General features: G+C 66.9%; 16 protein-coding genes. 4 read left to right on the top strand and 12 right to left on the bottom strand.

Annotated elements, in window-relative coordinates; genetic code table 11:
* The first annotated feature begins 150 nt into the window (after positions 1 to 150).
* Positions 151 to 1,113, top strand: a complete 963-nt coding sequence (locus DBO33_RS15050; protein WP_107655592.1) for a ferritin-like domain-containing protein — start codon at positions 151 to 153, stop codon at positions 1,111 to 1,113.
* A gap of 167 nt (positions 1,114 to 1,280) precedes the next feature.
* Here the strand turns inward: DBO33_RS15050 and DBO33_RS15045 are convergent, their stop codons facing one another.
* Positions 1,281 to 1,664: a DoxX family protein gene (locus DBO33_RS15045; RefSeq protein WP_107655591.1), complete on the bottom strand. Its 384-nt coding sequence runs from the start codon at positions 1,662 to 1,664 to the stop codon at positions 1,281 to 1,283.
* A gap of 391 nt (positions 1,665 to 2,055) precedes the next feature.
* Between DBO33_RS15045 and DBO33_RS15040 the strand changes: the two genes are divergently transcribed.
* Positions 2,056 to 3,009, top strand: coding sequence for a hypothetical protein (locus tag DBO33_RS15040; RefSeq protein WP_199856622.1), 954 nt, complete (start codon positions 2,056 to 2,058; stop codon positions 3,007 to 3,009).
* 59 nt (positions 3,010 to 3,068) lie between these two features.
* Here DBO33_RS15040 and DBO33_RS15035 read toward each other — a convergent pair whose 3' ends face one another.
* Complete coding sequence (locus DBO33_RS15035) at positions 3,069 to 3,689, bottom strand: hypothetical protein (protein WP_159080267.1); 621 nt, start codon at positions 3,687 to 3,689, stop codon at positions 3,069 to 3,071.
* A gap of 107 nt (positions 3,690 to 3,796) precedes the next feature.
* Here DBO33_RS15035 and DBO33_RS15030 point away from each other — a divergent pair, with 107 nt between their 5' ends.
* Complete coding sequence (locus DBO33_RS15030; protein ID WP_159080266.1) at positions 3,797 to 4,228, top strand: hypothetical protein; 432 nt, start codon at positions 3,797 to 3,799, stop codon at positions 4,226 to 4,228.
* Between the two features lie 21 nt (positions 4,229 to 4,249).
* Here the strand turns inward: DBO33_RS15030 and DBO33_RS15025 are convergent, their stop codons facing one another.
* The 7 genes from DBO33_RS15025 to DBO33_RS42790 all read right to left on the bottom strand — a co-directional run bounded on the left by DBO33_RS15025 (position 4,250) and on the right by DBO33_RS42790 (position 14,321).
* The gene (locus DBO33_RS15025; protein ID WP_107655588.1) at positions 4,250 to 6,073 is read right to left on the bottom strand and encodes a glucosaminidase domain-containing protein; all 1,824 of its coding nucleotides are present in this window, start codon (positions 6,071 to 6,073) and stop codon (positions 4,250 to 4,252) included.
* 19 nt (positions 6,074 to 6,092) lie between these two features.
* Positions 6,093 to 8,435, bottom strand: a complete 2,343-nt coding sequence (locus DBO33_RS42795) for a hypothetical protein (RefSeq protein ID WP_159080265.1) — start codon at positions 8,433 to 8,435, stop codon at positions 6,093 to 6,095.
* Between the two features lie 52 nt (positions 8,436 to 8,487).
* Positions 8,488 to 9,804, bottom strand: coding sequence for a hypothetical protein (locus tag DBO33_RS15015; protein ID WP_107655587.1), 1,317 nt, complete (start codon positions 9,802 to 9,804; stop codon positions 8,488 to 8,490).
* A 13-nt stretch (positions 9,805 to 9,817) separates the two neighbouring features.
* Complete coding sequence (locus DBO33_RS15010; protein ID WP_107655586.1) at positions 9,818 to 10,354, bottom strand: hypothetical protein; 537 nt, start codon at positions 10,352 to 10,354, stop codon at positions 9,818 to 9,820.
* Between the two features lie 21 nt (positions 10,355 to 10,375).
* The gene (locus DBO33_RS15005) at positions 10,376 to 11,626 is read right to left on the bottom strand and encodes a hypothetical protein (protein ID WP_107655585.1); all 1,251 of its coding nucleotides are present in this window, start codon (positions 11,624 to 11,626) and stop codon (positions 10,376 to 10,378) included.
* On the bottom strand, positions 11,626 to 14,052 hold the full coding sequence (locus DBO33_RS15000) for a hypothetical protein (protein WP_234390849.1): 2,427 nt from the start codon (positions 14,050 to 14,052) through the stop codon (positions 11,626 to 11,628). The genes DBO33_RS15005 and DBO33_RS15000 overlap by 1 nt, the downstream gene beginning before the upstream one ends.
* 65 nt (positions 14,053 to 14,117) lie before the next feature.
* A complete protein-coding gene (locus DBO33_RS42790; protein ID WP_159080264.1) occupies positions 14,118 to 14,321 on the bottom strand; it encodes a hypothetical protein in 204 nt (67 codons plus the stop codon).
* A gap of 142 nt (positions 14,322 to 14,463) precedes the next feature.
* Between DBO33_RS42790 and DBO33_RS14990 the strand changes: the two genes are divergently transcribed.
* Positions 14,464 to 15,243 carry an AfsR/SARP family transcriptional regulator gene (locus tag DBO33_RS14990; RefSeq protein ID WP_199856621.1) on the top strand — a complete coding sequence of 260 codons (780 nt, stop codon included), beginning with the start codon at positions 14,464 to 14,466 and terminating at the stop codon, positions 15,241 to 15,243.
* On the opposite strand, the gene DBO33_RS14985 is transcribed toward DBO33_RS14990, so the two are convergent.
* The 3 genes from DBO33_RS14985 to DBO33_RS14975 all read right to left on the bottom strand — a co-directional run bounded on the left by DBO33_RS14985 (position 15,184) and on the right by DBO33_RS14975 (position 18,611).
* Positions 15,184 to 16,902 carry a M1 aminopeptidase family protein gene (locus tag DBO33_RS14985; protein ID WP_159080263.1) on the bottom strand — a complete coding sequence of 573 codons (1,719 nt, stop codon included), beginning with the start codon at positions 16,900 to 16,902 and terminating at the stop codon, positions 15,184 to 15,186. The genes DBO33_RS14990 and DBO33_RS14985 overlap by 60 nt on opposite strands.
* 35 nt (positions 16,903 to 16,937) lie before the next feature.
* Positions 16,938 to 17,642 (bottom strand): AfsR/SARP family transcriptional regulator, encoded by a 705-nt coding sequence (locus DBO33_RS14980; RefSeq protein ID WP_234390848.1) that lies wholly within the window; start codon positions 17,640 to 17,642, stop codon positions 16,938 to 16,940.
* Between the two features lie 339 nt (positions 17,643 to 17,981).
* Positions 17,982 to 18,611 (bottom strand): GNAT family N-acetyltransferase, encoded by a 630-nt coding sequence (locus DBO33_RS14975; RefSeq protein WP_107655580.1) that lies wholly within the window; start codon positions 18,609 to 18,611, stop codon positions 17,982 to 17,984.
* Positions 18,612 to 18,712: the final 101 nt, after the last annotated feature.

The following is an 18,712-nucleotide window of genomic DNA, read 5'->3' as shown; positions in this document are numbered from 1 at the left end:
CGTCGGTTTGCTGACGCGGTGAGCAGCGGTTATCGGGGCTGTGCGGTCGAAATCACTTGCAGCGCAATGTTTTGGTCGCGTGTGTCGGGTACCCACGGAACGGTGCGATTTGCGCCGACCCGACGTCGATATCGAAGGACGCGATTCCACATGAGCACACGCGACATCACTACCTTGCTGGCGCAGCTGCGCGCCGTCCGCGATCTGACCAACACCGAAATCCAGGTCGCGGAGACCCGTATCGCGCAGGCGCGAACGGAGGCGGTGCGCCGCGAGTTGTCCGAGAACGCCGACAACGCCCGCGCCCGCACCGAGGCCATCGAGTCCGCCATCCGTGAACTCGGCGGTGTGCCCGCGCTGATCGGGCCGTTCATCGGCCGGGCCGCCGCCGCGGTCAAGGCCGTGGGTGAACAAGCCCAGCCGTTCGACGAGGCCCTGCTCGGCGACCTCACCCTCGAGCATCAGATCCTCGACCGCGCCCGCTACATCAAGGCCCTCGCGACCACCGCCCAGCGGCCCGATGTGGTGGCGCTGGCGGAGCGGTTGATCACCGCGCACTCGGCGACCGTGGACTGGCTGAGCACCGTGCTGGCCGAGGAGGCTCTCGGCGGGCCGGCGGCACTGCGCCGCACCCCGCTTCAGGCGGCCAGCGGCACCATCGTCAAGCTGGCCACCATCCCGGTCACCTGGTCCGCGCGCGGACTGGACCGTGCACTGGACACCTTCCGCTCCACCCCGCCCGCGCTCAGCGAGCTGCTCGCCCGGGGTGCGCGCGTGGGCGATGTCGCGGTGAAAACCCTCACCGCCTCGCGCGACGCCGCCCTGGAAACCGCCGAGCAGGTCACCCGGCGCGAGGGTGCGGACGGCACCGCCGACGCCTTGCATTCGTTCCGCACCGCCACCGGCGTCCTCGAATCTCGTGAGCTGCCGATCGGCGACTACGACGATTTGAACGTCAGCCAGGCGGTCGCGGCGATCAAGGAACTGACCGACCCCGCCGACGTACGCGCGGTCATCGCGTACGAGGAAACGAACAAGAACCGGCATGGTGTCGTCTCGGCCGCCCAGACGCGGCTCGCTGCGATCGCCCAGGACGTCACCGGTCTGAACTGAGTCCTGCCCCGTCGGAGGCCCCGCACTCGCGGTCACGAGTGCGGGGCCGTTGGGCTGCCCGAATTCGGTGATTACGGGCTGCCGTCGGCCCTCGCTCGATCTTGCATGGCGGCACCCATGTTCGGTCTCCGGGCCGGCAGACCGACGACTTCGGCGGCGGGAATCGTTCAGGCGGTGAAGGAATGGGGACCGAAGCGGCCCCACGCGATGAACACCGCAAGCGCGATATAGAGCAGATTCACCACCGCGAACTTGACACCACCGTGGCGCAGATGAACGATCATCGCGCCGATCATCAGCACCACCCAGCAGACGGCGGTGACCGGTACCAGGACCGGCACGATATCGAGCGCGGCGGGCAGGATCAGTCCGACCGCGGCCAGGATTTCGAGGACGCCGAGCGCCTTGATGAACCCGGCGCCGAAGTCCTCGGTCCATTCCCCGCCGGAGGTCGCGGCCAGTTTCTCCTTCGGCACGACCGTCTTGATGATGCCGCCGCCGAGGGCAACCGCGGCGAGCAGTCCGGCGGCGATCCACAGTGCGAGGTTCATGGGTTCTCCTTCGTTTTCACAGGTTCGGCCACAAGACACCGGGCGCTCGATCCTTGTGACACCGGGTGAGCCAGATCACTGATCCGGATAGTCTGTGCCGCCGCCTATTTCGCCCGGAAATTTTGCGAAACCTCCCCACTTCCACTGGGGAGATCCGGGGCGCGTGTTTCGTGTCACTATTCACAAAGTTGTTCAGAAATGACGGCGTACCCCACGGCCGTCAGCTGGGAAACACTCTCGCACAGCAGTTCTCGGTTTTCGCTCGGCCATACCCTGCGACGCTCCGCTCACTGCGAGCACATAGCAAATTCCCCAGCGTCCACCGGTCACGGGTTCGTCTGACTGTTCAGCACATTGCCCCCTGCACATCCCCTCCGAAGCGAGGCACCCCGTGAACCGCAAACGTCTTTTACCCATAGTCACCGCCTGCTTGATCCTGTCGCTCGGGACCGGCTCGGTGGCGGAGGCAGTGCCGGCACCGAGCATCGACAACGCCGACCCGGTGGCCGCCGCACCGTTCTGTTACGAAGAGCCCAACACGCCCCAAGCCGATATCAGCGACCTCAAAGCCCGCTTCTCCCGGTCGAATTGGATGCCGACCCTGCAGGCCATGTACAAGCGCCGCTGGCCGAGCGGCGAGAAGTTGGCGATCGCCCAGGCCAAGGACCCGTACTGGAATCAGTTCGTGGAAACGAGCAGCTTCGAAGCGTTCGCCGAGTCGATGATGGTGGCGATCCACGAGGAGACCCACATGTGGGACCTGGACGGGTCACGCACCGAATGGGACAAGTACACCGCGTCCTGGATCAACGCCTCGCAGCAGATGACGGCCATCCCGCTGCACGGCGGCTTCCCACGCAAAGAGATCCTGCCGTTGATCACGGACAAGCTCAGCGACGACATGGACGGTATCTATCTGCGCGATCGCGAGCAGGGTAACTATCGTATGCAAGGGGTGACCGCGGAGTTGAACGCCGGCCTGATGGGCTTGCCCGCCGCCACCGTGGTGCAGGAATACATCAAGGGAATCGGTGCCAGCAACTCCAGGGATATCGCCGCCACCAATCTCCGTTATCTGCTGCTGTACTTGCGCGTAGCCAAGAGCAAGCACGCCGACTACTGGGCAAAGATCAAGAACGAGCCCAAGCTCCGCGACCTCGTACTCACCCAATTCCTGCGCACCGCCTATTGGCTGGAGAAATCCGCCCCCTACGGCAGCAAGCTCGGCAGCCCCGACGCCGATAAGATCACCGCGAAGAACTACGCCCCCGAGAACATCGCCATTCTCGAAGAGTTCACCGGTCGCAAAGTCCGCATCGACGCCCAAAAGAATTGCACTGCCTGACATTCCGATACCGAACGGGAGTGCCACCGGACCGGACCACCGGCGGCACTCCCTCGACCTCAGAGCTCTCTGACAACTCCGCCATGCTCGTCGAGAATCGCGATGGACGGCGTACCGTCCATCGCGACCCGCAACTTGATCCGCGGCCGCCCTTGTGGATCACACAGTGTCAGAGCGGTACCCTCCTCGGTATCGGCGGAAAGTTGCACTGCCAGCGGATGTTTCGCCTCCTCGATCGGCGTCGTCGGATCCCCGATGTGCGTGATGACCAGCGCGGCACCACCCGCTTTGTCCTGCCAGCTGGTCTGCAAGTGGATGGCGTCGCCGTTGGGATAGTCGAGCGCGACCAGTGCCCCGTCACTGGCGGCGACGATGCCGCCCTTCTCATCACCGTTCTCGTCGTTGAACACCAGCGCCGAGCATTCGTCCGGACCGCCCCGTGTCTGCGCGGGATAGGTCTTGCCGCCCAGAATGATCGGCGGTTTCTTCGTCGCCAGCAGGAAACGCTGCGTGCCGCGCCGATCGACGACCGTGAACGAGCTTTCCGCTGTGGACGGATCCTCGTCCGCCTCGGTGAGCCTTCCGACACCCACCCCCACCCCGACTCCCGCAACGGCCGCTGCGGAGCCGACGATGACCGCGCGTCGGTTGGTCAGTCCACTTCTTGATTCATCTCCCACCACTCGATGATCCTATTGGCGGGCTACTCATTTCGCCTTGGCAATGAACCAGGACGCCGAAGGGCGGGTCGGCCCGGGGTCTGGCCGGCCTGGATATGATCTTCGGGATGGGCCCGGCCGGGCCCGCTGAGACCGAGATTGCCGCGATGCCTGCACAACCCGACCTGGCCGATGTGATCGAGGCCCTGCACTCGGACCTTGCCGAGTGGATGGGCTCGAATGCGCCACCGAAGGTGTTCGACCGGTTCGCCAATGCGCTGGACGAGAAGTTTTCGTCGGTGACCACGGTCGGGCAGGTGATCGATCGGGACACGCTGCTGGCGGGGGTGTGGTCGGCGCGTAATGCGCAGCCGGGATTCGATATCGCGATCACCGGTATCGAGGAGATCGCGCAGAGCGGCAGCATTGTCACCGTCCGGTTCGTCGCCGAGAACCGGTTGGGCGACAACCGGACTCGTCGGCTGGTCACCGCGATACTGCTCAGGACCGACCACGGGTACATGTGGCGGTCGGTCCACGAGACCGCTGCGGCCGCATGAGTTCCGGTTACCGCATCGGGTCTACGGCACCTTCTCGATCAGCCGCATGACGCCGGTCAACGTCGCGGCATAGCTGGGTTCGGTGGCGTAGCCGGCCGCGGCGACTTCGCGGGCGAAGGCGTAGGGGTCGGCGGTGTACGCGAAGGCCTTGGCGTAGCGCGGCGCGAGCAGTACGCGAGCGTGGCCGTCGAACGACGCTGCCGGCGAAGCGAAGGCGCGGAACCAGGCCTTCACGACGTAGGTGTAGCGGCCGTCCGGGCGCGGCGTCACGGAGATGACCTCGGGGTAGCTCCGCACGTTCGGGGTGGCGTGCACCTCGGTGGTGGTGCAGAGCCTGCGCTGCGACTCCGGCACGCTCGTCGCCGCCTTGATGCCGAAGAAGTTGTTTCCGCAGGCTTTTGCGCCCCAGCCGGTTTCGAGCGCGGCCTGGCCGAGGGTGACCAGCCAGGGGATGCGACTGCGGGTTTCGTTCGTTTGCGCGTGCGGACGGTACTTCCGCACGAACTCGACGACGTGTGCTGGGATGCGACCGGCCGGCTTCGGTTTCGGCACGGGGGTCGGTGTCGGCGTCGGTGCGGCATTCCCGCCGAGACCTGGAACCGGCCCGGCGAACAGTGGACTCGGCGTCCGTGCGCCTTCCCAGCTGAGATCGACGTGGATGTGGTCGGTGTGCGGATTGCTACCCCCGTAGGGCCGCCACCCGTTGGCGCGGAACTGCCAACCCCACTGCCTGCGATTCCAGATGATGTATGCCACTTGCAGTTCCACCGCGTTGGCCTGCAGCCACGCGAGGTAAGCGTCCACCTGCGCGCGCTGCGCCGGGTCCGCCGCGTTCGCGTACAGATCGATCGCCCGGCCCTCGCCGTGGAGTGACGGGGTACCGAATGTGGTGGAACGGCAGTTGAATGTGCCGGCCTTCCGCCCGGTCAACCGCTTCCACTGATCGGCCATTGCCCGTGCTCCGGGCTGCTCGCCCGTCGTGCATTTAGTGAAGGTGCCGCGACGGACGATGCCCGCGGCGCGATCGGGCGTCCGAGTCGGCGTTGGTGTGGGCGTCGGGACGGGCTTTGGCGTGGGGACGGGCTTTGGCGTTGGCGTACCGCGGTTTCGGCGATACTGCCGAACGTGCGCGAGCGCGGCGGCATTGGCTTTGCCCGACATATAGGTCCAGGTGTCCGGCCGCCCCCGCACGTCGATGTGCGCGAAATTCCCACCGATACCGAGGGCAATGTCATTGCCACAGGCGTCGATCGCGAGTTCGGCGATCTGCAGCCCGGTGAGCCCGGCAATGGTGATGTCGGCGGCTTGCCCGCTGCAATGCCTGCTGAGCGTCGGTTTCTTCCCGCGAGCGCGGTAAACGGCCACGTTGCTCGCCCAGGAGCGGTAGCCCGAGCTGATCTTCACCGGTCGCCCCGCGCGCTCGCGGATGGCCTGTAGGCAGCGCACGAGGGCAGGCGAGATACGTGCCCGATCGGCGGGTCGTCCACCGCTGCTGACGAGTTCACCGACGGTAAAGTTCGGCGCCAGCTTCTTCTTGCGTACCTCCGGGCCGGTGTCATAGAGCGGGAGACCGGTGTTGTTCGGATCCCAATGCTCTTGACCGGCGGCGGACGGGCCGGGCCGCGCAGTGAGCACCAGTCCGGAGGGGAAGGCCTCGGCTTCGAAGAAGGCCTCGGCGAAGGCTTCGTCGAACTCGTGCTGTTCGACCGCACCGGACTCCTCGGCCTCGTCGACCACCTCGTCACCGAAGTCCTCGGCATCGATGTCCTCGGAGTCCGCCTCGTGGTCGTATTCGGCAGTGCCCGGATAGTTTTCGCGGACAGGCCACTCGGCATAGGTCGTCATGACTCCGCCTCCGATCGCGTCAGTAGGTGTTCTGGTAGACCCGGGTGCGGCGTTCTCTCGGCCGCGCGGGTGCCGGTGCGGGGGCGCGCGCCCCGAGGTCGGCCAGGGTTACCACGGCGCTTCCGCTGGTCCAGAAGTTCTTCGCCTGTCCGCGCGCCACGAGTTCCACGCATGCCGCGTGCGCGCATTGGCTCACGCCCGGCCTGGCGGGATGGAATTCGTAGTAGTCGAGCATCGAGATCTCGATCCGGGTGCCTAGCTTCTTGCGCCAATCCTTCGCGACGGGCGGCAGCACCCGCCACTGCACGCAGTCGATGGCGCCGTAGGCGAATTGCAGTTCGCTGTCGCGGTATTCGCTCTGTTCGATCCGGGTCACGCCGGACGAGCCGCCGCGCGCCATCGACTTGCGGATCTTCTCGCGCACGCCGGCCGACCGCTTGATCATGTCGGCGACGTCGATGGTGACCTCGGTGCCGCTGGCGCCGAGGAAATGGGCGAACAGCCGTGCCGCGAGCGGACCCGCGGCCACCACGCGCGCCATCGAGAAGATCGCCACATCGCGGGGATCACCGAACGCGCACGCGCAGTCGATCGCCGATTTGGGGTCGAGGCGATGTGTGGTCAAGCTGCAACGCTTGCGGAACCGCTTCTGCACCTCGCTCCACGGGGCCTCCGGCTTGCAGTCGTCCTGCGCCGGCCTGCACTTTCCGAGGCTGCGGCGCGAGGGTTTCGCCGGGCACGGCGCTTCGGACGACTCGCCTTCCTTGCCCCTGCAGCCGCACTCGTGCGATGGCGACTCACCGAGGTAATCGTCTGCTTCCCAAGAGGTTTCGCCCCAGTACTCGCCGTCGCCCTCCTGCGGAGTCCACAGCTCATCGCTGCTCTCGCCGGGCAGTACTCCCCCGCGCAAGTCGGCGGAGGCGTCGGCCAACAGCTGCCAGCCGAAGCGACGGGGAATATCGTTGTGCGGCACTCGTGTTCGCTCTACTCGGAAGTTCGGCGAAGCGGCACCCCGGACCGCCGCGGCGACCTGCTTGCTCGCCCGCGCAGTGCCCTCACCTGGGCGATACAGCACACGCAACGCACCCGTGCCCGCCGCCATACGCTTGCGCGCCCAGGTGATCAGTGCCTTCGGGTCGTTGTACAACGCGTCGAAGGTGTGCACCTCGTCGGGATCGGTGTGGCCGAGAATGGCCATCAGTGCCGCGCCCCCGCCGGAGTGCGCGGTCAGGATCAATCGGTTGCGGCGCACGGTGGTCCCGGTCGCGGCACCGAACCTAGCCAGGGCGTCGTCGATCAATCGTTGCAGCGCACCAGGTTTGGTGAGTGCGGGGAACGTGTAGCGCGCCGGATTGCCCTTCGGCTGGTGGTGGCCGCGCGGCAGGATCAGCAGCGTCGGGATGGTGCGCCCGACGACCGACGGCTTGGCCGGATCGGTGAAATCCAGTCCGCTGATGGGCTTCTTGTGCTTCACGATGTTCATGGCCGCACCCTGTCCGGCGTAGCCGTGCAGGTGGACGACGACATCGACGACCGAGGGTTCGACCATGCCGTTCCACTCGACGAGCAGGTCCGGTGGGGTGCCCGCGTGGGTGCGGAGCAGCGGATGACGTTTGACGATCAACCGGCCGGGCGTCACCGGGGTCGGTGGGGGGTCCTCGTAGTCGGCGTTCTCGTAATCGGCTTCCGCGTAGTCGGCATTCTCGTAGTCCGCGTTCTCGTAGTCCGCGTCCTCGTAGTCCGCGTCCTCGTAGTCGGCCTCCTCATAGCCGCCGACTTCATAGTCGGCATCCTCGGAGTCAGCGGCTTCGTATCCGGCAGACTCGTAGCCCGCGGCTCCATATGCGGCAGACTCGTCGCCCGAGGCTTCGTAGTCGGCGTTCTCGTAGCCCGAGGCTGCGGGTTCAGCGTTCTCATAGTCGGCCGCCTCATACCCGGCGTACCCGTAGCTCGCGGCTTCGGGCTCAGCGTCCTCGTAGCCCGAGGCTTCGTACCCGGCGTACTCGTAGCCGGCGGATTCGGGATCAGTGGTCTCGTAACCGCTGGCTTCGTACCCGCCGTACTCGGAGTCCGCAGCTTCCGGCTCAGCATCCTCGGAGTCAGCCGCTTCGTACCCGGCAGACTCGTAGCCCGCATCCTCGTTGTCAGCCGCTCGGTCAGCAGCATCCTCGAAGTAGGCCACCTCATTCTCGGCTTCGAGATCCCCGTCCTCCTGGCCGTAAGTGGCTCCGTAGGTGAAGCTCTCGCCGGCCTCCGGGTCACCCACATCCTCGGCGAACACATCTTCGCGAGTGGGCCACCCGCCGGGATCAGGCGTCGACTCGGGCGAGGCGAAGATCGACGATTCGGCAACGGTACTCATATCAGGCTCCCTCGTAATCGCGCGGTGGCGAACGACTCGGCGTCCCAACGGCTCAGAGCCGAGGGGCGACTCGTCGATGTCCGTTCGTCACCGGGGCCGCCGGTGCGGTGGCGCCGGAAAGCACGCCTGCGGGCAGCAGTTTCGCCGGTTGCGCGGAACGGACCTGGTTCGTGCTGCGGCGCATGGTGACGGCGAGGTCCTTGACCCGCTCTCCCGTCGCCGACTGCCACAGATCGATAATTCGGTTCATCGTCTGCGCGGGTCCGGGCCCCGGCACCCCGGTGGAGCGGTAGAGCAGCTCGGCTTGCGGCTGCGTGTCGAACACACCGAGCTCGATCGCCCACAGCAGGGGTGATACCAGGGACGCGAGTTCGAAGAGCTCACGCGCCTGCCGAGAGGGTGCGACGCCGACCCTGGCACCGACGGTGGCGAGGCGGTCGGCGGGATTGCCGCCCGCGATGCCCGCATTCGCGCTGAGGTCGCGCACCACCGCGCTTTCGTAGTCGACGGTGAGGTGGAACCAGTTCAGCAGGCAGGAGTAGCTGAACTCTTCGCGCGACAGCATCCCGCCGAGGCGGCGCAGCCGCAGCATCTCCGCGAGGGTCTGGCACAGGTAGCCGATGTAGCTGGCGTCGGTCGGATTCGAGCCGGAGGTGTTGCGCTCGTTCTCGATACCGAGCCAGATCTGACGCAGCAGTTCGTTCCAGATCTCGATGAACCGAATGTTGCTCGCGGCGCCCGTGTCTCGCTTCCAGGCCTGACTGTCGGCACCGGGTGCGGGATGGGGCAGGTCGAGTCCGAACATGCGCCAGTAGGCATTTCGCCGGTTCACCCGGGCGTCCGGCCGCAGCTGACTGGTCAGCCCGCCCACCCGGAACAGCGGCGGATCACGGAAGAACAGTTCTTCGGTGGCCCGGACCCAGGTCATGGTCTCCACCGAGGGCGCGGGCAGTGTTTCACCGACGACATAGCGCCGCACCACTTCCGCGAAGATCTCGACGACGCCGGTGCTCTCCACCAGGTAGGCGTAGAACATGTGGTCCCAGAGCGGCACCACCTGCGGGTCGGTGGTCGGGTTGTAACCCAGCGGCGGAGTGAACGGCGGCGTCCCCGTGGTCGGTCCGTGCACACCGGACTTGAACGATTCCCTGATCAGGTTGTCCGGGAGCTGCGTCATCCGGACGGCGGCCGGGTCGCCGAGCGGTACCTGGGTCTGATTGAAGACCTTGGGCCAGCTGCTGATTCCGCCTTGCGCCCAGACCTCGTCCAGCCATCGGCTCAACTGCTCGGGATGGAATGTGAAGACCGCGTCGGCCGGCGTGAGCGAGCCGGTGAGCGGGGGGAGCTTGGTAGCCAACTGTCGGAACATGGCGCTGCCTTCCTTAAATTGCTTGCGGCGAAACGGTGTTCGCGGCGACTCGGGAACCGCCACCGGTGTCGATCGGCGCGAACGTCACGAAGCTCACGAGCCGGATCCGCTCATGGCAGTCCTGGATCTGCACCGCGATCGCATCCTGGGGATACTCGAGATCGAACGTCGTCGGTGTATCGCAATCGCCGCCGTTGCCGCCGTCTCTGTTCTCCTGGTCGTAGACGTAGTGCACCTCGGGGGCGAGGTTGCCGCGGTGGATGACCACGACCCGCTCCGCATACCGCGGCAGCCTCCGCTTGAAGAACAGCATCTTGCGATGCACATCCACCTGCGCGGGCAGCGCCTGCGCCACCGGCCCTTTGGACGAGAGATTGCGTGATTGCAACGCGTACTGCAGCTCCGAGAAGATCGACAGCGTCAAGTCGTTGCCGTCGTGGAGCGTGTTCGTCTCGGGGCTGTCGGGTTGCCGGTACTGCTGGAGTACACCGGTGAACAACTGGATCAGCTGATCCACGTCCACCGTCGCCTTGCCTGGCTCGTTATCCATCTCGGTCTCCTATCTGTGCGTTCAGGCGGCGACGCGGTCGCCGCCACCCATCCGTCGCAGCCATGTCTCCATTTCCGATGGCGCGGTGGACGATTCGAGACCGCGCAGCACGGTCAGCGCCAGGATTCGCATCGGCTCGACCCGCTGCAGGTGGGTCGAGGTGTACAGCGAGGCCCCCGCGCGATCGGCCAGCCGGGTGAGCTCACCCGGCGATACGCGCCGCGGGTCGGCCAGGGTCGACAGCGGCACCCCGTGGAATGCGCGCATCGGCATTCGAGTGCACACGTCGACGATCGCGGGCAGCAGCGGCATGCTGGCCGCCATGATCGCGGCGACATCCGAAGGGGCTTGCGTGAGTGGGTGTCTGGCCTGCCAGCGTGCCGCGAGCGCGTCCCACGGCCCCTGGCCGAACCAGGCCCGGCACAGCGCGGCGTTGAACTGCACGCGCAGCGCCGACACCGGATGCGGGTCGCCGAACGGCATTCGGAACACCTGGCTGGACGGACCGTCCACGACGGTCGCCAAGGCCGGCACCGGTGCGTAGCCGAGCAGGCAGAAGGCATACACATCGGCCGCCACCTCGGACGCCCAGCTCTGCCACGCCTCTGCGGCGATCGGGCTGTGCGGGGCGAGGGCGGCGTGCAGTGCGGCCGCCAATTCCTTTGTCCAGCCGGTCAAATGGGCAACCTGATGGCCGGTCTCATGGACCAGCGAGGTGGGCTGCCACAAGTTGTGCCGCGTGATCTTGACGGCCGCGGCGGGCGACAGCGAGGCGTCCCAGAGCCGCGCACCGGCCCGCAGAATCGACGCACCCATACCCTTGTCGAGGTAGGTCAGCACCGAGGGCGTGTCGATACCCAACGGCCGCAACACCTGATCCATGCTGTGCACGGCCAAGGCGTCCAGCCCACGCAGCACCGCGGCGAGGCGCGGATTCGTGCGGGTGTTCACCGCATCGCAGTAGAAGTCGACCATCGCCTCGGCGCGGCTGTACCTGCGTCGCAGCGTAAGCAGTTCCGCGCGTGCGGTTTTCAGATCGGACTGGGTCGTCGCGCCTTTGATCGTGAAGATCGTCCGGTCGGCCTGCGCGGTGAGCCTGCGCGCCTGGCCGCCGAGGCTCGCCCGGACGCTGAGCCCGAGGTAGGACTCGAGCTCGCGCCAGGACGCCGGCGACGCACTCACCTCGAGGTCACCCAGCGCCGCGCAGGCGCGCCGCCAGTGCCTCGCCTCGGTGGCGAGCGCGGCTGTCTCGGTGGCGAATCGGGCGTCCATCACTTCAGTCCGGGCGTCGCGACGACTTCGGGGGCCGGGAGTTGTGCCGATTCCGCCTGGACGCCGGTGAACGTCACCGCCAAGGTGACCCCGTCGGCCGGATCGGCTACGGCAGCGGCGAATTGAGCGCCGCGTTGCGCGAGGTAGGTGGCCAGGCCGGTGCTGGTCGCGGCGGTCAGTTCGCCGGCCAGCTTGGCGGCCGCGACCGGATCGGTGACCAGCTGCGCTTTCAACAACCGCCGGGCGATCCGATACTGCAGGCGGGGCAGGAAGATCTCGCGCAACGCCGACAGCACGGCGGGCAGATCACGCTGACCGGCGGGTGCGGCCCGTTGCAGGCGGGCCTGCAATCCGCGAGCTCGTCGCTCGGACAGCTTGATCACGATGCCCAGGCGCTTCGACGCGGGATCCCAGCGGACCGTGGTCAGCCTGCGCGGCCGCCGGGCCTTGCGGGCTGGCAGCTTCGCCACCCGGACCCGGAAGTACCGCTGTCCGGGCACAGGCCGGTAGGCGCCCGGCGCGGTCCCGACCTTGCGGCGGCGGCCCAGCGCAGGCTCGCGAAGCAGCAGTCCGGCGGCCTCCGCGGTGAGCGGCTGGAATTCATCGGCACCGGGATGCTCTGCGGCAGGCAGGGTTTCGTCTCGGGTCAGGTGGCCAAGCATGGTGCCGGGCAGGGTCTCGTAGAGATCTATCTCCGCGTGCACGGGCCAGCGGTCGACGCCGCGGTCGAGCAGATACGTCTCCAGCGTGCCGCCGTCGTTCCAGCGCACCGCCCGCGCGACCTGCCGCGGGATCGGCATCGCGAAAACCCTGGTGTACTTGCGGAATCGGTAGCGTGGCTTGGTCGAGCGCGGCATCATCACCCAGAAGCCGCCCTCCTCGGAGGTCTCGCGTTCCGGCAGGTCGGCGCGCAGCAGCCGGTCCGGCAGGTAGGCGGCGGCCGACTCGGCGAACGCGCGCTGCACCGCGGCACTGACCTGCAACGGGTCGGTGAACGCCTCATCCGGCAGTTCGTCGAGCACCCGGGTCACCGTGGCCTCGACGGCCGAGGCCAGTGCCTCGCCGGGGATCGTATCTTCTTCTTGCCCTGCGGTTTCCAGGCCGAGCGCGGTGAATCCGACGCCGACCACCGCGCGGGCGATCATCACCGACGGGTCCTGCCCGGCGATCTTCCCGATGGTGCGCGCGGCGTCCGGGCCGACCATGCCCTTGATCAGCTTGGCCAGCGGCTGCGCGATCAGATTGACCAGTTTGGCCCGGGCGCCGGTGACTTTCAGCCCCAGCTTGAGCAGCGGCCGGATCGCCAGCACCGCGGGAATGAATTGCTCGATCTCGGCGATCGGCTCCTCCGACCCGGTGTAGGCGCTCAACTGTGCGGCGAGCCGGGCGCGGGCGTCATCCAGCTCGGCGACCGTATTGTGTTCCGGCTCTTCGGCATCGACCTCGTCGAACTCGTCCGCGCCTGCCTCGTCGGCTTCGCCGGCTTCTTCGGCGCTGAACATCGCGAAGAGTTGCTGATCGAAGGCCTCCGACATTTCGGCCGCGGTGCCGGATTCGTCGGCGCCTTCGTCGGCTTCGTCCGACGCTTCGTCGGCGGTCTCACCGATGCCGAGACGCTTGGCCAGGATCGGCACCAGCGGGCGGATCTCGGCGGGCAGGATTCGGGTCAGCGGGTTCAGCAGTTTGGCGACCACCCCTTTGAGCAGGGAAAGCCCGATCTTCTTCAATCGTGCGAGCAGCGGCCCGATCAGGTGCTTGCCGATTGTCTGCAGGCCACTCTTGATGGTCTTCAGGCCGCTCTTGGCAATACCGATGACGCCCTTCACCGGATTCTTCACGAACCCGATCGCCTGCCGGACCTTCTGCTTGATGACCGACTTCACCTTGCGCACGATCTTGCCGAGGAAATTCTCGAACACCTCGGACCCGAGCGCACCGGGCGACTCCAGGGAATCAAGCAATTCGTCGAGTTCCTGCTCGGCGAGCCCGTGCAGATCGGCGTTCTCCAGCCCGCCGGCGAAATTGTCGATGGTGCGTTCCCACTCGGTGATCAGCGGCGCGATCCACTCTTGCAGCGACTCGCGGCATTCGGCCTCCGACGGCGTCATCGACCACTGCTGCGCGTCGGCGAGCGCGCGGGCCGCGCCCTCGTCGAGCAGCTGCTCCAGCGCCTCGGTGAACTCCTCGTCGCGCAAGGCCTCGAGGAACTCGGTGGCCAGCTGCGACTGCTCGTCGGCCGCCGAATAGGCGCTCTCGCCGAAGGGAGATTCGGTGAACGAGTAGCTCTCGAACGGCGACTCGTCGAACTCCGCGGTCGACTGTTCGACCGCTTCATCCACCGCCTCACCGAAGGGCGAGAGCCCGGAGAAGGGCGAAACATAGTCCTCGGTAGCACCGCGAGACTCGGTGTAAGAGTCACTGCGCATTGTGGTCACCTCCGCAAACGACGGGCGTTTCGGATCACTGTGCGCGGCCACGGTGTGCGCGAGCGTCAACGCTTTGTCTCGTCGTTCGCGGGATTGTCGTGCAGCTCGGCGAGCAGCTCGCCGACCCGGGTCAGCGACGCGTCGATATCGGCGAACACCCATTCCTGTCCGGCGCCCACCTCGCCGGCACCCGTCAGTACTCGGATGATCAGTCGCCCGCGATCACGCCAGGCCCGCACCACGATGGTCTTGCTCTCGGGTCCACTCACCGGAACACCCTCGCGCGTGGCCATACCAACTCCCGTCAACGCCGCGTGGGCGGCGTTGACGCGGCGTTGACGCGCGCGCAGCATCGCGTCGGCACGCTTGCTGCACCGGCCACAACCCGGCCGGTGACCGAGGGAGGCTTCGATGCAGCTCGCCATCTGTTTGCTCGGCGGATTCGCATTGCGGGTCGACGCGAACCACGTTGCCGTGCCGCAACATTCGCGCCGCGTGCTGGCGTATCTGGCGCTGGACCAGATCGCCGAACCCGACTGCGACCGCGGGGTACTCGCCGAGCGGCTGTGGCCCGACGCGACCGCGGATCGTTCGCGGGCCAGCCTGCGCACCGCGCTGTGGCGGATCCGGCAGGCCAGCCCCGCGCTGGTGCACGGGGCAGGCGGCCGGGTGCGTCTCGGCGCCGACGTGCAGGTCGACGTGCACGAGTTCCGCGGCAACGCCGAGCGGATGCTGGCCGCGCAGCAGGACTGTGCGCGTGACCGCGCCGCCTTGCTGGCACGCACCAACGATCTGCTGCCCGGCTGGGACGAGACGTGGCTGCTGCTGGCACGGGAACAGTTGCGGCAGATGCGGTTACACGCACTGGAGGTGGACGCGCGCAAGCTCGCGGAGCGCGGACGCTACCCGGAGGCGATCGATGTGATGCTCGCGGTGGTCGCCGAGGAGCCGCTGCGTGAGTCGGCGCAGGCGGCCTTGATCGAAGCGCACCTGTGCGAGGGCAATGTGGTGGAGGCGCGCAGGCAATTGCGCATGTTCACCGACCTGCTCTGGACCGAGCTGAGCATCCGGCCATCGCCGGAGCTGTTCGGCCGGGTCGGCATGGTCGCGCCGCCGCCACCCACGCCGCGTTCAGTCAATGGTCATGTCGCGCTGCGCAATCGACGGCGGCTCCCGCACCCGAGTGCCTGACGCCGGATGGGAGCGGCGGGCGTGCACCGACGCCAGTATCGATATCCGGGTGCCGCGCGCGGGCAGTTGCGCCGCGGGTAGGCGGGCCGACACCGTGCGCCAGCGGCCCGGTGCGAGATCGAAACCTACTGTTGCCGTCTGCGCGGGGAAGAAGTCGGTGGGAAAGGTGGGTGGTGTCGCCGTCGTGGTTCGGACGGTGAAGGTGACGACGAAGTGCCGGCACGGTCCGGCCTTCGCACCGTTACGCACGCGGGCGTGAATCCAGTTGTCGTGTCCGGATTTCGGGTTGACGTGGGTGGCCATGCCGTCGGCGGCGCGGCGCACCCACAGTGCGGGGGCGGTGACGAATTCGATGCGCGCGTCGGGGGTGGGCTCTGCGAAGCCGTAAACGAAGCGGTGGAACGCGTCTACGAGATCCGTTGCGCCGGAACGGGTGATCAGGTGCGTTTCCAGTTCGCCTGTGCTGAGCGGTGTTCCACGGCGGGAGCGGTACAACTCGCCCATCAGCGTGCGCAGCCGGTCGGCACCGAGCCGCTGCGCCACACCACGGAAGAAGCGACTGCCCGCGTCGTATGCGGACGCCGGTGTGGTGCGCTGAAATGGTTTGCGCGAGCACAGCTCCACCGGTGGCAGCGTGAAGTCGAAAGGCTCGGTCAGGGTGTCGCCGTCGTCGCGGAAGCTGGTGTACGCCTCGTCCCACCAGCCGTCGGACTGCGCTGCCGGGGTGATGCCGCGAGCGAACCAGGAGTGGAACACTTCATGGCCGAGCGCGCCCGCGGAGGTGGTTGCCGCTCCGGCGTATTCCATTCCGCCACCGGCGCCGTGGAAGAAGCACACGAATCGGTCGGCGAGGAATGCGCCGTAGGTTGTTTCGTTCTCCGCGAGCAGCGTGCCGATGCGACTGTTCAGCGCGGGTAGATTCTCCTGCCCGCCAACAGGTTTCCACGTTTCCACTACCACCGACCGCCGGGAAATCGGCAGTACCACGGTCGACGACCGGAACAGCAGCGCGTCGGAAGGGCGGAGTTCGAGCAGCGACGACATGGTGGTGAACCAGTCCGGGAAGCGCACCGACCACGCGTTCACGCCGACCACGGTGGCCGAACCATTGGTGATGAGTGAATGCGCGGTCGTGGTGCCGGTGATCCGTAGTTCGAGCGTCCACGCAAACTGGTCGAAGGGCAGGTTCGACGGGAACCAGGCTTCGAGATAGCGGCCCGCAAACAGGTCGGACATGCCGAACGACCAGCGGATCCGCCCGTTCGACCCGTGCAGCACCGGCGGGTAGGCGCCGCCGAGGTCGGCGTCCGGAGTCGCCAGCTGGTAGGTGAGGTCGAGCCGGTGCGCCGATCCCGCTGCCTGCTCGACACCGATGAGCCGGATCGAGCTGTGCGGTCCCGCGCCGACATCGCGCGGAGCGATCTTCGCGACATCGAGCTTTGCCCCGTCGAGCAGGCAGGTCCGCACGGTTTGGCGCAGGTCGAAGATCGGTGATCCGGCGTGCGGGCCGACTACGTAGTCGAGCGTCGCCTCGACGGTGCCGGTACCGGTCGCGGCGTCGAGGGTGACCACGGCACGCAGGTCCCGGATGTGCATCGGCACCGCGCGCAGCCCGCCGACCTTGGTCGGAGGAGGTGCGTTGGTGAAGTCGGCCGACATCGTTTCAGCATGCGCCGCAGGTGTGGTCGCCGGCGTCAAGACCGCGTAGTCGCGGCGCACACGGGCAGCCCGACGCGGTGCCCGAGTTCCGCGGACGGGCACAGTTCGAGTTCACGCCACAGCGTGGTGGCGAACTGGTCGAATTGTCTGCGCGCCTCGGCGGCATTGCCTTCGCCGAGGTGGGCGTCGATGAGGATCGCCTGCGCCGATTCGCGCAGTGGTTCCTCGGCGACAACACGCAGGATCAGGTCGATGGCCTGCGGATACCGACTCTGCTCGCAATACCTGCGCGCGACGGCCTCCAACGTATGCAGGCGCAGCATCCGCACCTGTTCGCGGCACAACAGCAGCCAGTCCTCGTCCCAGCCGGGCAACAGTTCGGCCGCCGTGCACAGCGTGGTTACGTGCGCCGGCGTGCCCTCGGTACCCGACAGCATCGCCTCGGCACGACGCCGGAACTGATCCACGTCGACCTCGACGTGATCAGCCAGCGTCACCCGATCCGCATCCCCCGCCAGCAAGTGCGGACCGGCACGGCGGATCCGCCACAGCGCCGTCCGCAAGCTGGCCGACGACCGCTCCGGCGACGAGTTCTCCCACAACCGCTCCGCCAGCACCTGCCGCCCACACTCCTCCCCCGCCATCTTGCGCAGCGCCAGATATGCGAGCACCCGCTGCGCATGCACCGGCAGCACCACTTTCGCGCCCGCCAACCGCAGCTCGAACCCCCCGAACAACACCAGGTGCGCAGTAGCCCGCGCGCCCGATTTCCCGCTCGCACACACCGCTGCCCGTGGACCAGCCGAGCCAGGCTGCGCCCACCCCATAGTCGCTGATTTAGCTACCCACATATCCCACGTCTTTCAACGAATACAATTCATTCGCCCCCATCAGACCCCACCCCATGTTCCCCCACACGAGTAGACCGCTACCCGAATCCGCCCGAATCGAGCAAATTCGGTCCACTGAATGAACTCGCCTATTCCGATCGATCTTCTGGCTGCCGAGCAACGACGACGGACCGTCGCGTTCATCGATGACAACCAGCACGGGCAAGTAGAAAGATCCGCTGGTGGTCGCTATCCGCCGACCAAGTCCACCGGGCCAGGCTCCGACCGCTCGTTCAGTCCTGCCCGGTCGCCTGCGGTGGTCCGCAGGTTGTGCCATTCGTGCGCGAGCATCGCGTATACCGCCGTGTCGCTCCACTCGTTCTTGAACCACATGTCCTCGCGGTGGAGTGCTTCGCGGCGCATGCCGAGTCGCTCCAGGACGCGGGCGGATGCAGTGTTGCGGGCATCTAGTAGGGCGGTGATGCGGTGTAGTACGAGTCCTTCGAAGCCCAGTCGTAAGAGTTCGGTGGCGGCTTCGGTGGCGTAGCCGTGGCCTGCTGCGTCGGGCGAGAAAACGTATCCGATTTCGCCGGTGCGATTTTCGGCGTTACGCCAGAAGAGGACGACGTCGCCGAGCAACCGGCCGGACGCCTTCTCCTCGACGCACAGATTGAGCGACTGCCCTACTTCGGTCAATTCGGTTCTTGCCCATAAACCCGAAATCCGTTCGGCCACTTGTTCGCGCGACATGGGTTCGTACGGCAAATAGCGGCAAACATCCGGTTGGGATTTGTAGGCATGCATTTCGTCGAGATCGGCGAGAGTCGCGGGGCGGAGCAGTAGTCGCTCGGTAACTATCGGATAGTCCGGGTGCAGCACGACTTCCGACTATAGCGTCCGGTGTGGTTCGGCAGCTGAGACCGCTTGCTGCCCTTCGGTTCGGGGGTTCGCCACGGCTTGTTACGCCGAAACGGGCCGAT

This window comes from Nocardia suismassiliense, assembly GCF_900269665.1.
In the GTDB taxonomy this organism is placed as follows: domain Bacteria; phylum Actinomycetota; class Actinomycetes; order Mycobacteriales; family Mycobacteriaceae; genus Nocardia; species Nocardia suismassiliense.
Note: the sequence above shows the minus strand (reverse complement) of the source record. Positions and strands in the feature narration are given on the sequence as shown.

Excerpts from the sequence above, each read along its gene's own strand:
- DBO33_RS15050 (WP_107655592.1), top strand. The coding sequence starts at position 151 with ATGAGCACACGCGACATCACTACCTTGCTGGCGCAGCTGCGCGCCGTC.
- DBO33_RS15045 (WP_107655591.1), bottom strand. The coding sequence starts at position 1,664 with ATGAACCTCGCACTGTGGATCGCCGCCGGACTGCTCGCCGCGGTTGCC.
- DBO33_RS15030 (WP_159080266.1), top strand. The coding sequence starts at position 3,797 with ATGGGCCCGGCCGGGCCCGCTGAGACCGAGATTGCCGCGATGCCTGCA.
- DBO33_RS15025 (WP_107655588.1), bottom strand. The coding sequence starts at position 6,073 with ATGACGACCTATGCCGAGTGGCCTGTCCGCGAAAACTATCCGGGCACT.
- DBO33_RS42795 (WP_159080265.1), bottom strand. The coding sequence starts at position 8,435 with ATGAGTACCGTTGCCGAATCGTCGATCTTCGCCTCGCCCGAGTCGACG.
- DBO33_RS15015 (WP_107655587.1), bottom strand. The coding sequence starts at position 9,804 with ATGTTCCGACAGTTGGCTACCAAGCTCCCCCCGCTCACCGGCTCGCTC.
- DBO33_RS15010 (WP_107655586.1), bottom strand. The coding sequence starts at position 10,354 with ATGGATAACGAGCCAGGCAAGGCGACGGTGGACGTGGATCAGCTGATC.
- DBO33_RS15005 (WP_107655585.1), bottom strand. The coding sequence starts at position 11,626 with ATGGACGCCCGATTCGCCACCGAGACAGCCGCGCTCGCCACCGAGGCG.
- DBO33_RS15000 (WP_234390849.1), bottom strand. The coding sequence starts at position 14,052 with ATGCGCAGTGACTCTTACACCGAGTCTCGCGGTGCTACCGAGGACTAT.
- DBO33_RS14990 (WP_199856621.1), top strand. The coding sequence starts at position 14,464 with ATGCAGCTCGCCATCTGTTTGCTCGGCGGATTCGCATTGCGGGTCGAC.
- DBO33_RS14985 (WP_159080263.1), bottom strand. The coding sequence starts at position 16,902 with ATGTCGGCCGACTTCACCAACGCACCTCCTCCGACCAAGGTCGGCGGG.